This is a genomic window from Kribbella sp. NPDC049227, from assembly GCF_043197265.1.
In the GTDB taxonomy this organism is placed as follows: domain Bacteria; phylum Actinomycetota; class Actinomycetes; order Propionibacteriales; family Kribbellaceae; genus Kribbella.
Window position 1 is genome coordinate 46,331 of the sequence record NZ_JBICST010000012.1, and the last position, 16,555, is coordinate 62,885.

Annotated in this window: 18 protein-coding genes; 16 read left to right on the plus strand and 2 right to left on the minus strand. The window is 69.4% G+C overall.

Going from position 1 to position 16,555, the window contains the following annotated elements:
* Positions 1 to 140 precede the first annotated feature (140 nt).
* Both ACGFH6_RS42710 and ACGFH6_RS42715 read left to right on the plus strand, forming a co-directional pair.
* Positions 141 to 1,160: a Gfo/Idh/MocA family protein gene (locus ACGFH6_RS42710; protein WP_393396721.1), complete on the plus strand. Its 1,020-nt coding sequence runs from the start codon at positions 141 to 143 to the stop codon at positions 1,158 to 1,160.
* Complete coding sequence (locus ACGFH6_RS42715; protein WP_393396723.1) at positions 1,157 to 2,200, plus strand: Gfo/Idh/MocA family protein; 1,044 nt, start codon at positions 1,157 to 1,159, stop codon at positions 2,198 to 2,200. Before ACGFH6_RS42710 ends, ACGFH6_RS42715 begins: the two co-directional genes overlap by 4 nt.
* Positions 2,201 to 2,243: 43 nt before the next feature.
* Here the strand turns inward: ACGFH6_RS42715 and ACGFH6_RS42720 are convergent, their stop codons facing one another.
* The gene (locus tag ACGFH6_RS42720) at positions 2,244 to 2,879 is read right to left on the minus strand and encodes a GntR family transcriptional regulator (RefSeq protein WP_393396725.1); all 636 of its coding nucleotides are present in this window, start codon (positions 2,877 to 2,879) and stop codon (positions 2,244 to 2,246) included.
* Positions 2,880 to 3,086: 207 nt separating this feature from the next.
* Between ACGFH6_RS42720 and ACGFH6_RS42725 the strand changes: the two genes are divergently transcribed.
* The 12 genes from ACGFH6_RS42725 to ACGFH6_RS42780 all read left to right on the plus strand — a co-directional run bounded on the left by ACGFH6_RS42725 (position 3,087) and on the right by ACGFH6_RS42780 (position 13,855).
* Entirely contained in the window at positions 3,087 to 4,118 is a 1,032-nt protein-coding gene (locus tag ACGFH6_RS42725; RefSeq protein ID WP_393396727.1) for an ABC transporter substrate-binding protein, read from the plus strand.
* Entirely contained in the window at positions 4,115 to 5,065 is a 951-nt protein-coding gene (locus ACGFH6_RS42730; RefSeq protein ID WP_393396729.1) for an ABC transporter substrate-binding protein, read from the plus strand. Before ACGFH6_RS42725 ends, ACGFH6_RS42730 begins: the two co-directional genes overlap by 4 nt.
* Before the next feature lie 10 nt (positions 5,066 to 5,075).
* Entirely contained in the window at positions 5,076 to 5,924 is an 849-nt protein-coding gene (locus tag ACGFH6_RS42735) for an amidohydrolase family protein (protein ID WP_393396731.1), read from the plus strand.
* The gene (locus tag ACGFH6_RS42740) at positions 5,921 to 6,757 is read left to right on the plus strand and encodes a hypothetical protein (RefSeq protein WP_393396733.1); all 837 of its coding nucleotides are present in this window, start codon (positions 5,921 to 5,923) and stop codon (positions 6,755 to 6,757) included. Before ACGFH6_RS42735 ends, ACGFH6_RS42740 begins: the two co-directional genes overlap by 4 nt.
* A complete protein-coding gene (locus ACGFH6_RS42745; RefSeq protein ID WP_393396735.1) occupies positions 6,754 to 7,554 on the plus strand; it encodes an ABC transporter ATP-binding protein in 801 nt (266 codons plus the stop codon). Before ACGFH6_RS42740 ends, ACGFH6_RS42745 begins: the two co-directional genes overlap by 4 nt.
* Positions 7,541 to 8,374, plus strand: a complete 834-nt coding sequence (locus tag ACGFH6_RS42750; protein WP_393396736.1) for an ABC transporter permease — start codon at positions 7,541 to 7,543, stop codon at positions 8,372 to 8,374. The genes ACGFH6_RS42745 and ACGFH6_RS42750 overlap by 14 nt, the downstream gene beginning before the upstream one ends.
* On the plus strand, positions 8,353 to 9,384 hold the full coding sequence (locus ACGFH6_RS42755; RefSeq protein WP_393396738.1) for an amidohydrolase family protein: 1,032 nt from the start codon (positions 8,353 to 8,355) through the stop codon (positions 9,382 to 9,384). The genes ACGFH6_RS42750 and ACGFH6_RS42755 overlap by 22 nt, the downstream gene beginning before the upstream one ends.
* Positions 9,374 to 10,060, plus strand: coding sequence for a 4-carboxy-4-hydroxy-2-oxoadipate aldolase/oxaloacetate decarboxylase (locus ACGFH6_RS42760; RefSeq protein ID WP_393396740.1), 687 nt, complete (start codon positions 9,374 to 9,376; stop codon positions 10,058 to 10,060). The genes ACGFH6_RS42755 and ACGFH6_RS42760 overlap by 11 nt, the downstream gene beginning before the upstream one ends.
* 87 nt (positions 10,061 to 10,147) lie before the next feature.
* Positions 10,148 to 10,927 carry an enoyl-CoA hydratase/isomerase family protein gene (locus ACGFH6_RS42765; RefSeq protein ID WP_393396742.1) on the plus strand — a complete coding sequence of 260 codons (780 nt, stop codon included), beginning with the start codon at positions 10,148 to 10,150 and terminating at the stop codon, positions 10,925 to 10,927.
* On the plus strand, positions 10,927 to 11,907 hold the full coding sequence (locus ACGFH6_RS42770) for a class I SAM-dependent methyltransferase (RefSeq protein ID WP_393396744.1): 981 nt from the start codon (positions 10,927 to 10,929) through the stop codon (positions 11,905 to 11,907). The genes ACGFH6_RS42765 and ACGFH6_RS42770 overlap by 1 nt, the downstream gene beginning before the upstream one ends.
* A 9-nt stretch (positions 11,908 to 11,916) precedes the next feature.
* Positions 11,917 to 12,777: an acyltransferase gene (locus ACGFH6_RS42775; protein WP_393396746.1), complete on the plus strand. Its 861-nt coding sequence runs from the start codon at positions 11,917 to 11,919 to the stop codon at positions 12,775 to 12,777.
* Between the two features lie 370 nt (positions 12,778 to 13,147).
* Complete coding sequence (locus ACGFH6_RS42780) at positions 13,148 to 13,855, plus strand: hypothetical protein (RefSeq protein ID WP_393396748.1); 708 nt, start codon at positions 13,148 to 13,150, stop codon at positions 13,853 to 13,855.
* Here ACGFH6_RS42780 and ACGFH6_RS42785 read toward each other — a convergent pair.
* Complete coding sequence (locus ACGFH6_RS42785) at positions 13,852 to 14,580, minus strand: methyltransferase domain-containing protein (RefSeq protein ID WP_393396750.1); 729 nt, start codon at positions 14,578 to 14,580, stop codon at positions 13,852 to 13,854. The two genes, ACGFH6_RS42780 and ACGFH6_RS42785, sit on opposite strands and share 4 nt — an antisense overlap.
* A 120-nt stretch (positions 14,581 to 14,700) precedes the next feature.
* Here ACGFH6_RS42785 and ACGFH6_RS42790 point away from each other — a divergent pair, with 120 nt between their 5' ends.
* Together ACGFH6_RS42790 and ACGFH6_RS42795 are read left to right on the plus strand one after the other, a co-directional pair.
* Positions 14,701 to 15,483, plus strand: coding sequence for an electron transfer flavoprotein subunit beta/FixA family protein (locus ACGFH6_RS42790; protein ID WP_393396752.1), 783 nt, complete (start codon positions 14,701 to 14,703; stop codon positions 15,481 to 15,483).
* A gap of 14 nt (positions 15,484 to 15,497) precedes the next feature.
* Positions 15,498 to 16,454, plus strand: a complete 957-nt coding sequence (locus ACGFH6_RS42795; protein ID WP_393396754.1) for an electron transfer flavoprotein subunit alpha/FixB family protein — start codon at positions 15,498 to 15,500, stop codon at positions 16,452 to 16,454.
* The last annotated feature ends 101 nt before the right edge of the window (positions 16,455 to 16,555 follow it).

The following is a 16,555-nucleotide window of genomic DNA, read 5'->3' on the forward strand; positions in this document are numbered from 1 at the left end:
TTCTGCACATTCCAGCCTTGGTTATCGATAACGAAGGTGGTTGTGTTCATGAGACGGTAGTTGCGGACGCCTGTGCGCAATGATACGCAAGGACCGTTACTAATTTACCGGGCTCCCAACTGGGCGGAGTAGGGGATCACATGTCGGAAGAGTTGGCCGGTCTGACCGTTGGTCTGATCGGCGCGGGCAACATCGCCCACTTGCATGTCGCCGCGTGGAAGGCGCTCGGCGCGCGCGTCATAGTGCACTCGCTCGAGGGCGCCGAGACGATGGCCGAACAGTACGGCCTCGAGGTCGCGGCGTCGCTGGACGGCTGCCTGGCCGAGGCGGAGTTCGTCGACGTGGTCACGCCGTCGGCGACCCACAAGGAGGTCACGCTGGCGGCGATCAAGGCCGGCCGGAACGTGATCTGCGAGAAGCCGCTGACCCTGACCGCCGCCGACTCGCACGAGGTGATCGCGGCCGCCGCGGCCGCCGGCGTCCGGATCTACCCGGCGCACGTGGTCCGGTTCTTCCCGGCGTACGTCGCCGCGCACTCCGCCATCCAGGCCGGGCGCATCGGCGACGTCGCGGTGGCGCGGTTCTTCCGCCAGGCGTCGTCCCCGGCCGGCGGCTGGTACGGCGACGTGGCCCACTCCGGCGGCGTGATCATGGACCTGATGGTGCATGACCTCGACCAGGCTCGCTGGATGTGTGGAGACGTCACCAAGGTGTACGCCGTCCAGAACCCGCCGACCGTGGACGGGATCAGCCCGCTGACGGTGGCCGCGCACGTGACGCTCACCCACGCCTCCGGTGCGATCAGCCACTGCCGCGCGACCTGGGCCGCGGCCGGGTCCGCGTTCCAGTCCGGCTACCACATCGCGGGCTCGACCGGCGTACTGAAGTACACGTCCGCCGCGGACACCGGCTACGCCGAGGAGTTGCAGAACGGTGGCGCGGCCGCTGACCTGCTCATCCCGGCCAACACCCTGGGCGAGAGCCCCTACCTCACTCAGCTGCGCGAGTTCGCTGTCGCACTGCGCGGTGGGCCGGAGCCGCGGGTTCTGGCGCCGGACGGCGCGGCCGCGGTCTATCTCGCCGAGGCGGCGCGCGCCTCGATGGAGACCGGCCGTGTGATCGACATGGTGACCTTCGACCCGACGGGAGCGGCGGCATGACCCTCAAGGTGGCGATCGCGTCGTTCGCGCACGGGCACGCGATGTCGTACGCGTACCTGCTCAACCAGATGCCCGATGTCGAGGTGCTGTCCGCGGACCCCGACGGTGCGAGTGCGCCGGACCCGGGCCCGCGTGGTGCCGAGCTCGCCGCACAGCTCGGCGTCCCGTACGTCGAGAGTTACGACGAACTGTTCGCGTGGGGCCCGGACGCGGTCGTCGTGACGAGTGAGAACGCACTGCACCGCGGTCTGGTCGAGAGGGCCGCGGCCGTCGGTGCACATGTGCTCTGTGAGAAGCCGCTGGCCACCGAGGTCGAGGACGGCGAGGCCATGCTGGCTGCCTGCGCGTCGGCCGGTGCGATCCTGATGGTCGCCTACCCGGTCCGGTTCTCGCCGCAGTACCTGCGACTCCGGGCCTCGGTCGAGGCCGGACTGCTCGGCGATGTGTTCGCGGTTCTCGGCACCAACAACGGCAAGATCCCGATCGGTGGCCGCCAGTGGTTCACCGACCCCAAGCTCGCCGGCGGTGGCGCACTCGTCGACCACACCGTGCACTGCGCCGACCTGATCGACGGCCTGACCGGCGGTGCGTCGCCGCAGCGCGTGTACGCCGCGGCCAACCGCGTCCTGCACCAGGACAAGGGGGTCGAGGTCGAGACCGGTGGCCTGGTGACGATCAACTACGACAACGGGCTGCTGGCGACCATCGACTGCTCGTGGAGCGTCCCGGACAACGGTCCGACCTGGGGCGGCGTCACGCTGCAGGTGACCGGTACCAACGGGTCGGTGGACATCGAGCCGTTCCTGCCGCGTATCAGCGGTACCGACCCCGATGGCGAGGTGTACCTGGGGATCGGCGAGAACTTCGACGCCTCGATGCTCGCCACGTTCCTCCGAGCGGTCCGTGAGTCCGGTCCGGCAGTGCCCGGCCAGACGCCGACCGCCGTACCCCAGCCGGACGGTGCGGTCGGCCTACGCACCCTACGCATCGTCGACGCGGCCCGCCGGTCCGCAGTATCCGGGCAGCCGGTCGACGTCTGACCTCCCGCCGGTCGCCTCCACCTGTGGGGGCGACCGGCACCCGTCAGACTCGTTGCGCCGCGACGGTCAGGTGCTCGATGACGTCGCCGAGGTGCTCCGTCATCGCCGCACTCGCCGCGTCGGCGTCGCGGGCGGCGATGGCCCGGATGATCCGCAGGTGCGCCTCGAGTGACGTCTGCGGGCGGCGGGGGAGTCGCGTCATCCGGAAGTGATGCCGGATGTTCAGCACTCGCAGCCGCTCGATGATCGTGGTCGCCGTCCGCTGGCCGCTCAGTTCCCGGATCAGCCGGTGCAGAGCGTCGTCCAGTTCGGCGTACTGCAGGTCGTCGCCGTCGGCGACCGCTTGCGCCATCCGCTCGCCGAGGGCGGTCAGGTCCACGATGCCCTGGTCGCTGATCCGGGCCGCCGCCTTCGCCGCGCACAGCGACTCCAGCACCATCCGGGCCTCGGTCACCTCGATGGCCTCCTCCACCGACAGCATCCGCACCCGCGAACCGCGCTGCGGAATCCGCTCGACCAGTCCCTCCGCCGACAGGTCCAGCAGCGCCGCGCGGACCCCGCTGCGGACCACGCCGTACTGCTCCGCCAGATCCGCCTCGACCAGTCGCTGACCGGGCGCCAGCCGGCCCGACGCGATGTCGTCGCGGACCGCGTCCCGGACGTACTCCTGCCCGGCCATCCCCCCGCGCTCCAGGGTCTTCTTCCCGCTGATGGTCGTCCTCCCGTCTCGTCGGTCAGCCCAGTGTGACGGCTGACCGGTCCCGCATCGTCACCAGAAAGTGTAGACGAAAATGTTGACATTTTTGTCGACACATTTCTAGGATCCCGAACCATCAGCCCTCGCCCCGGGCACCACTGGCTCTTCCCGACCCACCGGAGAACGACCATGTCCAAGGGACTCCCCGACCACTTCGCCCGACCGTCGCGCCGTACCGTGCTGAAACTCGGCGCGCTCGCGTCCGTGGCCGGCCTGACCGGCTGCGGCCCGAATGCCGCCGGCGCCGGCGACGCCAAGTCCGTCACGATCGTCAACACCGGCTCGAACAGCACCCTGGTGCTGCAGGAACTGCTCCAGGCGCAGAACTACTTCTCCACGGTCGAACTGACCGCCAAGACCCAGAACGTGTCCGACGGGTCGAAGCTGATCGCCAGCCTGCTCAACGGCAGCAACGACCTCACCCTGCTGTCCGGCTTCGGCCAGGTGCTGCCGGCGATCGAGAAGGGCGCCAAGCTCAAGATCGTCTCCGGCTCGGGCCTGCTGCTGGCGCACGCGGTCTACGCGAAGTCCGACGCGATCAAGTCGGCCGAGGACCTGGTCGGGAAGACGATCGGCACCGGCCCGGTCGGCGCCCTGCTGCACCAGATCATGGTCGCGTTCCTGGCCAAGAAGGGGATCAAGCCCGAGCAGGTCAAGTTCGTCAACATCGGCTCCAGCGCCGACGTGTTCAAGGCGATCGCGGCCGGCAAGGTGGATGCCGGCCCGTCCCTGGTGGACGTGTACGACGAGCAGGACAAGTTCGGCGTCCACGCGATCGCCGAGCTGTGGAAGGAACTCCCGGAGTACACCTACCAGGGCGCGTACACCTCGGACACCGCGATCTCCAAGCGCCGCGACGTCCTGGTCCGCAGCCTGGCGGCGTACGCGAAGCTGTTCCGCTACATCTCCTCGCCGGACTCCAAGGACGCCTACCTGAAGGCGTACCAGAAGGCCGTGCCGAACAGCGACCCGAAGGAAGCCGGCTCGCTGTGGACGTTCGCCCAGCAGCCCGGCGCGTACGCCGTCGACCTGGTCCTGGACGAGGAACGGATCAAGTACATGCAGGAACTCAACGTGGCCCAGGGTGTGCAGTCCAAGGTGCTGCCGTTCGACCAGGTCGCCGACATGTCGATCGCCTCGGACGCGGTGAAGATGCTGTGAGCGGACTCGCGCTCCGGGTGGCGCTCGGCCGCTACGGACACACCGAGGACCTGCTGGACGGCCGCATCCTGGTGGACGGCTGCACGCTCGAACCGGTCGAGTTCACCTCGATGATCACGGCGTACCGGCGGATGGTGCGGTCGGTCGAGTTCGACGTCTGCGAGCTGGCCCCGACGACGTACCTGATCGCGCGGGCCCTCGGTGCGCCGTACGTCGCCCTGCCGGTCTTCCTCAGCCGGCGCTTCCACCACGAGGGCCTGGTGGTCCGCGACGGCGCAGGGATCGAGCGTCCCACCGACCTGCACGGCCGGCGTGTGGGTGTGCGTGCGTACTCCGTGACGAGCGCGGTCTGGACCCGTGGTGTGCTGCAGGACGAGTACGGCGTGGACCCGGCCGCGATCGAGTGGACCGTCGACGACGACGAGCATGTGGAGTCGTTGGCCCTGCCATCGAACGTACGGCGTCCCGGACCGAAGCTGATCGACCTGTTCCGGCAGGGCGAGCTGGACGCGGCCTTCACCCGTGGTGCCGGGATCGGTGATCCGAAGGTGACGCTGGCGTCCGGCTACCACGAGCTGCTCGGTGAGGCGGAGAGCCTGGCGGCCGACTGGTACCGGCGGACCGGTGTCTACCCGATCCACGGCGTCGTGGTGGTCCGCGAGCAGTTGCTGGACGACCATCCCTGGCTGGCGGGAGCGCTCCTGCAGGCCTTCCAGGACAGCCGATCGAGCTACCTGCACCGGCTCGGCACACCGGCCGCGAGCACGCCCGAGGATCTTCGCTACCAACGCCTGGCGGAGATCGTGGGCAACCCGCTGCCGTACGGCCTGCACGCCAACGAGGTCTCGATCGGCGCCCTCGTCGAGTACTCCCGCCGCCAGGGCCTGGTCCCGGCGGACGTCTCCCAGGACCGGTTCTTCCCCGATCTCGTGACCACATCCAACTGAAGGACTCTTGATGACCATTGACGCGCATTGTCATGTGATCGCGGTGGACCGGGACCGGTACCCGCGCAACCCTCTCGGCGGCGTGGAGTCCGGCTGGTCGCAGCAGCGGCCGGTCGGCGCGAAGGAACTGATCGCCGCGATGGACGAGGCCGGTATCGACCGCGCCGTCGTGGTGCAGGCGTCCACGGCGTACGGGCACGACAACAGCTACGTGGCGGACTCCGTCGAGCAGTACCCGGACCGCTTCGCCGGCGTCTTCTCCGTCGACATGCTGGCCCCGGACGCGCCGGAGCAGTTGGCGCACTGGGTGTCCCGCGGACTGCAGGGCGCCCGGCTGTTCATGACCGGCAGCACGATGCCCGGCCAGGCGTCCTGGCTGTCCGACCCGCGCCTGCACCCTGCCTGGGCGTGGGCCGAGGAGAACAACTTTCCGCTGTGCCTGCAGATGCGCCCGGAGGGCATCCCCGCACTGCGTGACCTGCTGGACCGCTTCCCGGGGGTCAAGGTGCTGCTGGATCACGCGGCACGCCCTGACCTCACCGGCGGGGCGCCGTACGACGAAGCCCGTGAGCTGTTCGACCTGGCGCGGTACGACGGTGTGTACCTCAAGCTGACCGAGCGGACGCTGGTCTCGGCGACCAAGGCGCCGGCCGACCCGGAGTCGTTCCTCGGCCGGCTGCTGCTCGACTTCGGAGCCGAGCGGCTGATGTGGGGATCGAACTACCCCGCGGCCGAGGACGACCTGCGCACGCTGTACAGGCGCAGCCGCGACATCCTCGGCGTCGTGCCGGCTGCGGCACGTGAGCAGATCTTCTCGGGTACGGCGGACCGCCTGTACCCGGTCAAGGCCGGCTCGTGAGGGCGGTCCTCGCGGACTATCCGCACGTCCGCAGGCTGAAGGAACAGGCGGTGTTCGACTTCGTCGAGGTCGATCCCGTCCACAAGGCCTTCGCGGCGATGGTCCGCGAGCAGGCGTACGACGTCTGCGAGATGGCGATCGTGACGTATCTGCAGGCGCGGGCCGAGGACAAGCCGTTGCTGCTGCTGCCCGTCGTCCTGCGGTCCCGGTTCCAGCACGACCACATCGTCTGCCGGGCCGACGACCCGCTCGACGTGACCGGCCTGGCCGGCAAGCGGATCGGCGTCCGGACCTACGCGCAGACCACCGGGGTGTGGCTGCGCGGCATCCTCGGCGACGAGTACGGCGTACCGCTCGACGAGATCCAGTGGGTCAGCATCGAGGACGGCCACCTCGCCGAGTACGCCGATCCGCCCCAGGTCGAGCGTGCGCCGGACGGCTCGAAGCTGATCGATCTGCTGCACACGGGCGACCTGGACGCCGTGATCATGGGCAACGACCTGCCCGACGACCCACGCCTGCGCCCGCTGATCCCGGACGCGAAGACGGCCGCGCGCACCTGGTACGAGCGCACCCGCGCCGTCCCGATCAACCACATGGTGGTGATCCGCGCGGAGCACGCCGACCGGCGCGAGGAACTCACCCAGCTGTTCGTCGAGGCCAAGCAGTACGCCGGCCACCCGGCGGACGGCTCGATCGACATGACCCCGGTCGGCCTGGAGGCCAACCGGCCCGCGCTCGACCTGATCACCCGCTACGCCCACGAGCAGGGGCTGGTCCCGCACCGGCTCGCCGTGGACGACCTGTTCTCCCTGAAAGGGGCCGCATCATGATCGACGCACCGGAGAAGCTGCGCGTCGAAGGACTGAGCAAGACCTTCCAGACCAACCGCAAGGCCCACACCGTGCTGCGCGGACTGTCCTTCGGAGTCGCCGAGGGGGAGTTCGTCAGCCTGATCGGCGAGAGCGGGTGCGGCAAGACCACCGTGCTGCGGATCGTCCAGGGTCTGCTGAACTCCGACGCCGGCCAGGTCGTTGTCGACGGCAACATCGTGACCGGGCCGGGGCGGGACCGCGGGCTGGTGTTCCAGCAGGCCAACCTGCTGCCGTGGCGGACCGCCCGCCGCAACGTCGAGTTCGGCCTGGAGCTGCAGGGGCTGGGCCGGTCGCAGCGATCCGCCCGGGCGGGCGAACTGCTCGACCTCGTCGGACTGGGCGGCTTCGCCGATCACTACCCGCACCAGATGTCCGGTGGCATGCAGCAACGCATCGGCCTGGCCCGCGCACTGGCGATCGACCCGGCCGTGCTGCTGATGGACGAGCCGTTCAGTGCGCTCGACGCGCAGACGCGTGAGGTGCTGCAGCGGGAACTGCTGCGCATCCACGCGGAGACCCGCAAGACCGTCCTGTTCGTCACCCACGACCTGGACGAGGCGCTGTTCCTGAGCGACCGGGTGGTGATCCTGGCCGCGAACCCGGGCCGGGTGAAGCAGGTCATCGACATCCCCTTCGAGCGGCCGCGGGCGGAGCTGACCGAGCTCCGCGGCCTGCCGGAGTTCCAGCAGTTGCGCAGCCAGGTCTGGCAGCTGATCCGCTCGACCGACGCAGGGAGCGACCGTGTCCAGGACTGAAGTACAACCACGGGCGGCCGTGATCGCCGACGTCGATGCCGAACCGGCGGTGGACCAGCAGGCCCGGGCCCGGCGGAAGTACCGGGTGATCCGGCTCGTCTCCATCCTGGCGGTGCTGGGCGTCTGGGAGCTGGTCGGCCGGCGGATCGACCCGCTGTTCATGTCGTACCCGACTGCGGTCGCGCGGGCCGCCGTACGCCTGACCAAGAGCGGTGAGCTGCCGACCGCGCTGGTCAGCAGCCTCACCACGCTGGCCCTGGGCTTCGCGATCGCCGGTGTCCTCGGTGTGCTCGCGGGTCTGGTCATCGGCCGCTACCGCACGGTCGAGGTGGCCACCGACTGGCTGGTCAACGCGCTCTACGCGACGCCCCTGGTGGCCGTCGTACCGCTCGTCATCCTGTGGTTCGGGCTCGGGTTCAGCGCGAAGCTGTTCGTGGTGGTGCTGCTCGCGATCTTCCCGGTGCTGATCAACACGGCCAGCGGTGTGCGCAACGTGCCGCCGGCGCTGATCGACGTCGGCACCGGGTTCGCGGCCAGCGAGTGGCAGGTGTTCACCAAGGTGATCCTGCCCGCGTCGCTGCCGTACACGATGACCGGTCTGCGGCTCGGAGTCGGTCGCGCGATCATCGGCATGGTCGTGGCCGAGTTCTTCACCGCGATCACCGGTCTGGGTGCGCTGGTGGTCAAGTACGGCAACCAGTTCGACACCGCGTCGATGCTGGTCCCGGTGCTCGTACTGATGGTGCTCGGCGTCGCGCTGACCGCGGGCCTGCGCCAGGCCGAGGCGCGGATCGCGCCGTGGAAGGCGGACGAGCGGTGATCATCGACATCCACGGCCACTACACGACCGCTCCGGCCGCGCTGAACGCCTACCGCGGCCGGCAGATGGCCCTGCAGAACAAGCCGGTCCGCGGCTCGCTGTCGGTCACCGACGACCAGTTGCGCGCGTCGCTCGCCGGCCACCTCGAGCAGATGGATGCCCGGGGCATCGATGCGCTGTTCTTCTCGCCCCGCGCGTCGGCGATGGGCCACGACGTCGGCGACGAGACGATCAGCCGGCACTGGACCGAGATCAACAACGACCTGATCGCTCGGGTGGCCGGGCTGTACCCGGGGCAGTTCGTCCCGGTCGCCCAGCTGCCGCAGAGCCCGGGTGCCGGGCTGGACGGTGTGCTGGCGGAACTGCGCCGTACGGTCGAAGAGCTCGGCTTCGTCGGCTGTCTGATCAACCCGGACGTGTCCGGCGGGCTGCAGCCGTTCACGCCGTCGCTCGGGGACCGTTGGTGGTACCCACTCTGGGAAGCCATGGTGGAGCTGGACGTGCCCGGCATGATCCACGCCAGCTCGACCCGCAATCCGGCGCTGCACCTCAACGGTTCGCACTACATCGCCCAGCACTACGCCGCTGTGGTCGAGCTGTGCTCGTCCGCGGTCTTCACCGACTTCCCGACGCTGCGGCTGATCGTTCCGCACGGTGGTGGCGGCATCCCCTTCCACTTCAACCGCAGTCGTGCACTGCACGTCGCGGAATCGCTGCCGCCGTTCGAGGACGTGGTCCGCAACCTGTACTTCGACACCGCCGTGTACGACGCCGACTCGCTGGCGATGCTGGTCCGCAAGATCGGACCGGACAACGTGCTGTTCGGCTCGGAGATGTTCGGTACGGCGAAGACGCGCGACGCGGTCACCGGCCGCTTCTTCGACGACATCCTCGGCGATCTGGACGGACTCGGCCTCGAGCAGTCCGACCTCACCAAGATCCTGTCCGGCAACGCGCTGCGCCTCTTCCCGCGCGCCGCGGCGCATTTAGGAGCAGCCCATGTCCAGTAGCCCCACCGTCGTACGCCGGATCAACCGGCCGGACCCGGAGTTGGTGAAGGCGGCAGCGCAGTACGGCGTGGCCACACTGCACGAGGCGAACAAGCGGCGCGGACTGATGCTCGACATCCACCCAGTCGTGCCAGGCACCCGGGTGTGCGGTCCGGCGGTGACCTCGCTCAATCACGCGGGCGACAACCTCATGCTGCACGCGGCAGTGGAGGTGTGTGAGCCCGGAGACGTACTGGTGGTCGCGACACTGAGCCCGTCCACCCACGGGATGTTCGGTGAGTTGCTCGCGACACAGTGCCGGGCGCAGGGGATCGCCGGCGTCGTACTCGACGCCGGCATCCGTGACAAGCGGGACCTGCAGGACATGTCGTTCCCGGTGTGGTCGCGGGCGGTGAGCGCTGCCGGGACGGTCAAGGCGACGCCGGGCTGGGTCAACGTGCCGGTCGTCTGCGGCAGCGCGACCGTGAACCCGGGCGACCTGGTGGTTGCCGACGACGACGGTGTCATGGTGATTCCGCGCACCGAGGTCGCCGCGGCGGTCGAGGCCGCGCGGGTCCGCGAGGAGCGGGAGGCCGCGAACCGGGCCCGCTTCCAGGCCGGCGAGCTCAGCCTCGACGTCAACAACCTGCGCCCGCTCCTGGCCCGGCTCGGTGTCACCTCCACCGACGCCCTCTGACCGCGGCGTGCGCCCTCCGTGGGCGGTCCGGTACGGTGCCGGGGATGTGACCGACGGGTAGGACCCGGGACCGTAAGGAGCACCGCGATGGGCGAGTTCGTCAATCTCACCGTCAGTGAGGGGATCGGCACGATCCGGCTGGATCGGCCGAAGATGAACGCGCTGAACGTCCAGGTCCAGGAGGAGATCCGGGCCGCCGCGCTGGAGGCGACCGCGAACGACGACGTGCGCGCAGTCGTGATCTACGGTGGCGAGCGGGTGTTCGCGGCCGGCGCGGACATCAAGGAGATGGCCGACATGTCGTACGCCGACATGGTCAAGCGCTCCGGCCCGTTGCAGTCGTCGCTGTCCGCGGTCGCGGCGATTCCGAAGCCGACCGTCGCAGCCATCACCGGGTACGCACTCGGTGGTGGCTGTGAGCTGGCCCTGTGCGCCGACTACCGGATCGCCGCGGAGGACGCCAAGCTCGGCCAGCCGGAGATCCTGCTCGGGATCATCCCCGGTGCCGGCGGCACGCAGCGGCTGTCCCGGCTGATCGGCGCGTCCAAGGCCAAGGACCTGATCTACACCGGTCGCTTTGTCGACGCTGCCGAGTCGCTGGCCATCGGTCTGGTCGACAAGGTCGTCCCCGCGGCCGACGTGTACGACGCCGCGGTGGCGTGGGCCGGGCAGTTCGCGGGCGGCGCCGCGCTGGCGCTGCGGGCCGCCAAGGAGGCGATCGACTCCGGGCTCGGCGTGGATCTGTCCACCGGGCTGGAGATCGAGCGGCAGCAGTTCGCCGCCCTGTTCGCCACCGAGGACCGGGCGATCGGGATGAAGTCCTTCGTCGAGAACGGCCCGGGCAAGGCCGAGTTCAAGGGAATCTGATGTCTGCAACCGCGAAGCCGGCCGCGACCGCCGAAGAGATCGAGGCGGCGTGGAACGACAACAAGCTCGCCCAGGTGCTGTACCACGACTGGGAGGCGTCGACGTACGACGAGAAGTGGTCGATCTCGTACGACGAACGCTGCGTCACCTACGTCCGGGACCGCTTCGACGCGATCGCCGGTTCGGACGGCTGGCCCTACGGCAAGTCGCTGGAGATCGGCGCGGGCACCGGATTCTTCACCCTGAACCTCAAGCTGGCCGGGGTTCTCGCCGAGGCGCATGTCACCGACCTCTCGCCAGGCATGGTCGAGGCGGCCGAGAAGAACGCGAAGACCCTCGGCTTCGCGGTCGAGGGCCGGGTCGCCGATGCCGAGAAGCTGCCGTACGACGACGACACCTTCGACCTCGTCATCGGGCACGCGGTCATCCACCACATCCCCGACGTCGAGCTCGCGTTCCGCGAGATGCTGCGTGTGCTCAAGCCGGGCGGCCGGTTCGTCATCTGCGGCGAACCCACCCGGTACGGCGATTACGTCGCCCGCCGACTGTCCCGGTTCACCTGGTGGGCGACCACCAACGTGACCAAGCTGCCCGCGCTCAGCGAGTGGCGGCGACCGCAGGCCGAGTTGGACGAGTCGTCGCGGGCAGCCGCGCTGGAGGCCGTCGTCGACCTGCACACGTTCGACCCCGACACGCTGGCCCGGATGGCTTCGCGTGCCGGTGCGACGGACGTGAAGACGGTGACGGAAGAGCTGCTGGCGGCGTGGGTCGGATGGCCGATCCGGACGTTCGAGGCCGCCGTACCGGAGCAGAAGCTGGGCTTCGGCTGGCGGATGTTCGCGTACAAGTCGTGGCTGCAGTTGTCCAAGGTGGACAAGGTTCTGTCGGCTGTCGTCCCTGACGAGCTGTACTACAACGTCTCCATCACGGGCGTCGCCCCGGCCGGGGCGACGGGGCGGCGAAGGAATCAAGCGCAGTAAGGTGTCCGGATGCGGTTGCTGACCGCGGCGAATCTGAGCTGGGTGGTGCGCCACCGGGCCTGGACGCCGTACTACCTGAAGCGCTATTGGCGGTTCGCGTGGTTCAAGCTGCGCCACCGGCAGGTGATCACCGAGGGATTCGTCTTCCTGGGCAAGCATCTGGAGATCGTGGCGCGGCCCGGGCACGGCCGGATCATCCTCGGCAAGTGGGTGCACCTGGGTGACGAGACCCGGCTGCGCGCGCACGAGGGCACGCTGCGGATCGGCGACAAGGTGGTGTTCGCCCGCGACGTCACGGTCAACTGCTACCTGGACATCGAGATCGGCGCGTCCACCTTGATCGCGGACTGGACCTATATCTGCGACTTCGACCACAAGACCGAGGACCTGGACCTGCCGATCAAGGACCAGGGCCTGGTGAAGTCGCCGGTCCGGATCGGTCCGGACTGCTGGCTGGCCACCAAGGTGACCGTCACCCGCGGAACCGACATCGGCCGCGGCGTGGTGATCGGCGCGAACAGCGTTGCCCGTGGCAACATTCCGTCGTACGCCGTCGCGGTCGGGGTCCCGGCTGTGGTGGTGGCCGACCGCACCACCCGCTATGCCGCCGACGCCGCCCGCCGCGCCTACCTGGCCGGTCTGGCCGAGGCGAACGCCCGTACGACGGCCCGCCTCCACACCGGGGCACCGCCGCAGCCCGAAAACGTTCCGGGAGAAACCGCCGGTGACGGGGTAAGAGCACCTGGTGAGGACGAGGCCGGCGCTGAGGGGTTCTCAAGTTACTCACCAGTCCGGCACTATGTCCCGCACGAACGGTTGGATGTCCCACCCGATCGGTCGATCGTCGGAGAGGAGACGCAGCGTGGCTGACCAGACCGGGGCCGAGTCCGCGACCGACCGGTCGCTGCTCGACCAGGCCGCGGCCGACGACTCGATCACGCAGGCGCGGACGCGCGCGGTCGACCCGGTTCCGATCGTGACGGAACCCGGGGGCGCTACGTTGGAATCAGTGCTTGAAACGAGCGCTGGCTCGCCGCCGGCGGTGGGAACGGAAGTGGGCGTGAACCGAAGGCTGGACCCAGAAGTGCAGACAGTGGACGGCAGGACAGCCCCACCGGCCCCGCTCGCGGGCGCCCGGCGCAGGCTGTCGCCGCGCCCGGTCCCGGTCAGCCGGCGGAGGAGACCGCCGGCCACAGCACCGGAAACGGCGACGGATGAGGAACCGACCCCGGCTGAGGAGATGGACGACGTGGGTACGCACGACGAGAAGGCGGCGGCCGCCGAAGCCGACAAGGCGGTGACAGCCTCGAAGGACACGGATTCGGCCCAGGGCGACAGCGCCCGTGCCACGACCGCGACGGCGACGAAGCCGGCCCGGCCGAAGACCGCGGCGGAGATCGTCGCGGAGCAGCGGGCCCGGGAGAGGGCAGCTGCCGAGGCTCCGGCCGCGGCGGCCGGTACTGGTGCGGCCGGCTCGGAGGACGCCGCAACGGGGACCGGTAAGGATGCCGCGGGCAAGGATCCGGCCGGCACCTCGGTGACGACGCCGGTGAGCAAGGTGCCGGTCACCAGTGCTGGTGCCTCGGGCAACAAACCACCGACAGGCCGGACCGCGGTCGGCTCGTCCGGCAAGGGCAAGCAGGCGCTCGGCACGGTCGGCTCCGGGGTCAAGCGGCTGCGCAACCTGCTGGCGTCGCTGATCTGGCTGGTCGCGGTGCTGGCGGCGGCGGTGCTTGCGCTCGGCGCACTGTTCACCGCGCTCGACCAGACCAACCAGAGCAACGAGATCGTGCGCTGGGTGCTCGAGCGCGGTCAGGACCTGGTCGGTCCGTTCAAGGATCTGTTCCGGCTGGAGACGGCGAAGAACACGCTGCTGGTGAACTGGGGGATCGCGGCGCTGGTCTACCTGATCGTCGGCAAGATCGTCGAGCGGTTCGTCCGGCCCTAGTTCCGTGGTCGCGCCACGAGGATGAGGTCGAGAGATTCGTCCAGGTCTCCTGGGCGAATCTCGAAGTCCTCGTGGCGCGTGCTCTTCACGAGTGCGGTGAGGTCGGCGTCCCAGTCGTCGTACGCCGTGGCCAGCTGGGCGTCCACGCAGGAGCCGTACCGCGTCTCCCAGGCGCCGAGGCGTTCGCCGTGGTGGAGTCCCAGTGCGTGCGTGATCTCGAAGTCGCTCTCGAGGAGCCCGGTGAACTCGGCGGGGGTCAGCTCGCGGGTGTGGTACCAGTTGCCGCTCGGGAAGGTCAGGCGGTTCGGCGTACTCAGCACGAGGGTGCCGGTCGGGGCGAGGATGCGCGCGCACTCGGTGACGAACCGCGGCTGCTCCCACAGGTGCTCGATCGTCTGCAGCGACGTGACGAGATCGAAGCTGCCGTCGGCGAACCCGGTCTGGACGAGATTGCCGCGCACCACATTGACCTGTGGATAAACCCGGCGGACGTGGCGCAACGTCGTATGTTCATAGTCGAGACCGGTCACGGAGGCCGCGCCGGCCAGGCGGAGCAACTCCGCGCCGTACCCCTCGCCGCAGCCGGCGTCGAGGACAGGGCCGGTCCCGAGGTCCAGATTGGCCGTGATCCAGCGATAGGCGGCGTCGTGGCGCGCGAACCAGTAGTTCTCGTGCCAGATCCCGGGCGCAGTTCTCTCGCCGGTCAGCGGTAACGTCTCGGTCACCCGGCTCAGACTACGGGTGCGCCGGACTGTGATGGGACTCGCACGGGACTCATGTTTCTCGCGAGTAACATCCGTGGCAGGCTTGGGAGAGACCGTTAACCAGAAGGGGTCCCACACGCTATGAAGATCGTCGTCTGCGCGAAGTTCGTGCCGGATGCCACGGCGGACCGCCGGTTCCGCCCGGAGGACAGCACGGTGGACCGGGCCGGTGTCGACGGGCTGTTGTCCGAGCTGGACGAGTACGCCGTCGAGACCGCGCTGACCGTGAAGGAAGCCGGTGACGCCGAGGTGACCATCCTCACGGTCGGCCCCGACCAGGCAGCCGACGCGGTCAAGAAGGGTCTGCAGATGGGCGCCGACGCGGGTGTCCACGTGCTCGATGACGCGATCCACGGCTCGGACGCGGTCGCGACGTCGCTGATCCTGTCGAAGGCGCTGGCCAGGCTCGAGGCCGACCTGGTCGTGTTCGGGATGAGTTCGACCGACGGTGCCATGGGTGTCGTCCCGGCGATGGTGTCGGAGCGGCTCGGCCTGCCGGCCGTGACGCTGGGCTCCGAGGTCACCGTCGACGGGCAGACCGTGCGGATCCGCCGCGACGGCGACACCGCCAGCGACACGATCGAGGGCACGCTGCCGCTGGTGCTGTCGGTGTCGGACCAGGCGAACGAGCCGCGGTACCCGTCGTTCAAGGGCATCATGGCGGCGAAGAAGAAGCCGGTGGAGACCTGGTCGCTGGCCGACCTGGAGATCGCGCCGGACCAGGTGGGTGGCGCGAGTGCGTGGACCGAGGTGGTCGAGGTGACCGCCCGTCCGCCGCGCACCGCCGGCACGATCGTCACCGACGACAACGGCAGCGGTGCTGCCGAGCTCGTCGAGTTCCTGTCCACCAACAAGTTCCTCTGAGGGGCGATCAGTTCATGTCGAACGTTCTGGTTCTCGTTGACCACACCGCGGGCAAGGTCCGCAAGACCACCGCGGAGCTCCTCACCATCGCGCGGCGCCTGGGCGAGCCGGTCGCGGTCTTCATCGGCGACGGCGTGCAGGACGCCCTGCCCGCGCTGGGTCAGTACGGCGCGACGAAGGTGATCGCGCTGACGAACGCCGAGCTCACGCAGTACCTGGTGGCGCCGAAGGCCGAGGCGTTGCAGCAGGTCGCGGCGAAGGTCGAGCCGGCCGCGATCCTGATCTCGTCGAGCACGGAGGGCAAGGAGGTCGCTGCCCGGCTGGCGGTCAAGCTGGACTCGGGCCTGATCACCGACGCGGTCGACGTCACCGCCGGTGATGGTGGCCCGGTCACCACGCAGTCGGTGTTCGCCGGCAACTACACGGTGCAGGCCAAGGTCACGCACGGCACGCCGATCATCACGGTCAAGCCGAACGCGGCGACCCCGGAAGCCGCGGAGACCTCGCCGGAGGTGGAGGAGTTCGACGTGACGATCTCCGACGCCGCGAAGACCGCGCGGATTACCGAGTCGAAGCCGCGGGAGGCGACCGGTCGTCCGGAGCTGACCGAGGCGGCGATCATCGTGTCCGGCGGTCGCGGTACCGGTGGCGACTTCGGTCCGATCGAGGCGTTCGCCGACTCCCTCGGCGCGGCCGTCGGCGCGTCCCGCGCGGCCGTCGACTCGGGGTGGTACCCGCACGCCTACCAGGTCGGCCAGACCGGCAAGACCGTGTCGCCGCAGCTGTACGTCGCGGCCGGGATCTCGGGCGCGATCCAGCACCGGGCCGGGATGCAGACCTCGAAGACGATCGTCGCGGTCAACAAGGACGAGGAGGCGCCGATCTTCGAGCTGGTCGACTTCGGCGTCGTCGGCGACCTGCACAAGGTCCTGCCCGCCGCGACCGAAGAGGTCACCAAGCGCAAGGCGTGACACGCCTGGCTGGGGGTCGACCCCTCTGCCCCCAGCCACCCCGCGGTCCGGCTCGGTCCCCTCCCGAGCCGGACCGCACCACATCCGCCACCTGCCCTGAG

What these genes read in the sequence shown, in the direction of transcription:
- ACGFH6_RS42710 (WP_393396721.1), top strand. Translation starts at nt 141, where the DNA reads ATGTCGGAAGAGTTGGCCGGTCTGACCGTTGGTCTGATCGGCGCGGGC.
- ACGFH6_RS42715 (WP_393396723.1), top strand. Translation starts at nt 1,157, where the DNA reads ATGACCCTCAAGGTGGCGATCGCGTCGTTCGCGCACGGGCACGCGATG.
- ACGFH6_RS42720 (WP_393396725.1), bottom strand. Translation starts at nt 2,879, where the DNA reads ATGGCCGGGCAGGAGTACGTCCGGGACGCGGTCCGCGACGACATCGCG.
- ACGFH6_RS42725 (WP_393396727.1), top strand. Translation starts at nt 3,087, where the DNA reads ATGTCCAAGGGACTCCCCGACCACTTCGCCCGACCGTCGCGCCGTACC.
- ACGFH6_RS42735 (WP_393396731.1), top strand. Translation starts at nt 5,076, where the DNA reads ATGACCATTGACGCGCATTGTCATGTGATCGCGGTGGACCGGGACCGG.
- ACGFH6_RS42745 (WP_393396735.1), top strand. Translation starts at nt 6,754, where the DNA reads ATGATCGACGCACCGGAGAAGCTGCGCGTCGAAGGACTGAGCAAGACC.
- ACGFH6_RS42760 (WP_393396740.1), top strand. Translation starts at nt 9,374, where the DNA reads ATGTCCAGTAGCCCCACCGTCGTACGCCGGATCAACCGGCCGGACCCG.
- ACGFH6_RS42765 (WP_393396742.1), top strand. Translation starts at nt 10,148, where the DNA reads ATGGGCGAGTTCGTCAATCTCACCGTCAGTGAGGGGATCGGCACGATC.
- ACGFH6_RS42770 (WP_393396744.1), top strand. Translation starts at nt 10,927, where the DNA reads ATGTCTGCAACCGCGAAGCCGGCCGCGACCGCCGAAGAGATCGAGGCG.
- ACGFH6_RS42775 (WP_393396746.1), top strand. Translation starts at nt 11,917, where the DNA reads ATGCGGTTGCTGACCGCGGCGAATCTGAGCTGGGTGGTGCGCCACCGG.
- ACGFH6_RS42780 (WP_393396748.1), top strand. Translation starts at nt 13,148, where the DNA reads ATGGACGACGTGGGTACGCACGACGAGAAGGCGGCGGCCGCCGAAGCC.
- ACGFH6_RS42790 (WP_393396752.1), top strand. Translation starts at nt 14,701, where the DNA reads ATGAAGATCGTCGTCTGCGCGAAGTTCGTGCCGGATGCCACGGCGGAC.
- ACGFH6_RS42795 (WP_393396754.1), top strand. Translation starts at nt 15,498, where the DNA reads ATGTCGAACGTTCTGGTTCTCGTTGACCACACCGCGGGCAAGGTCCGC.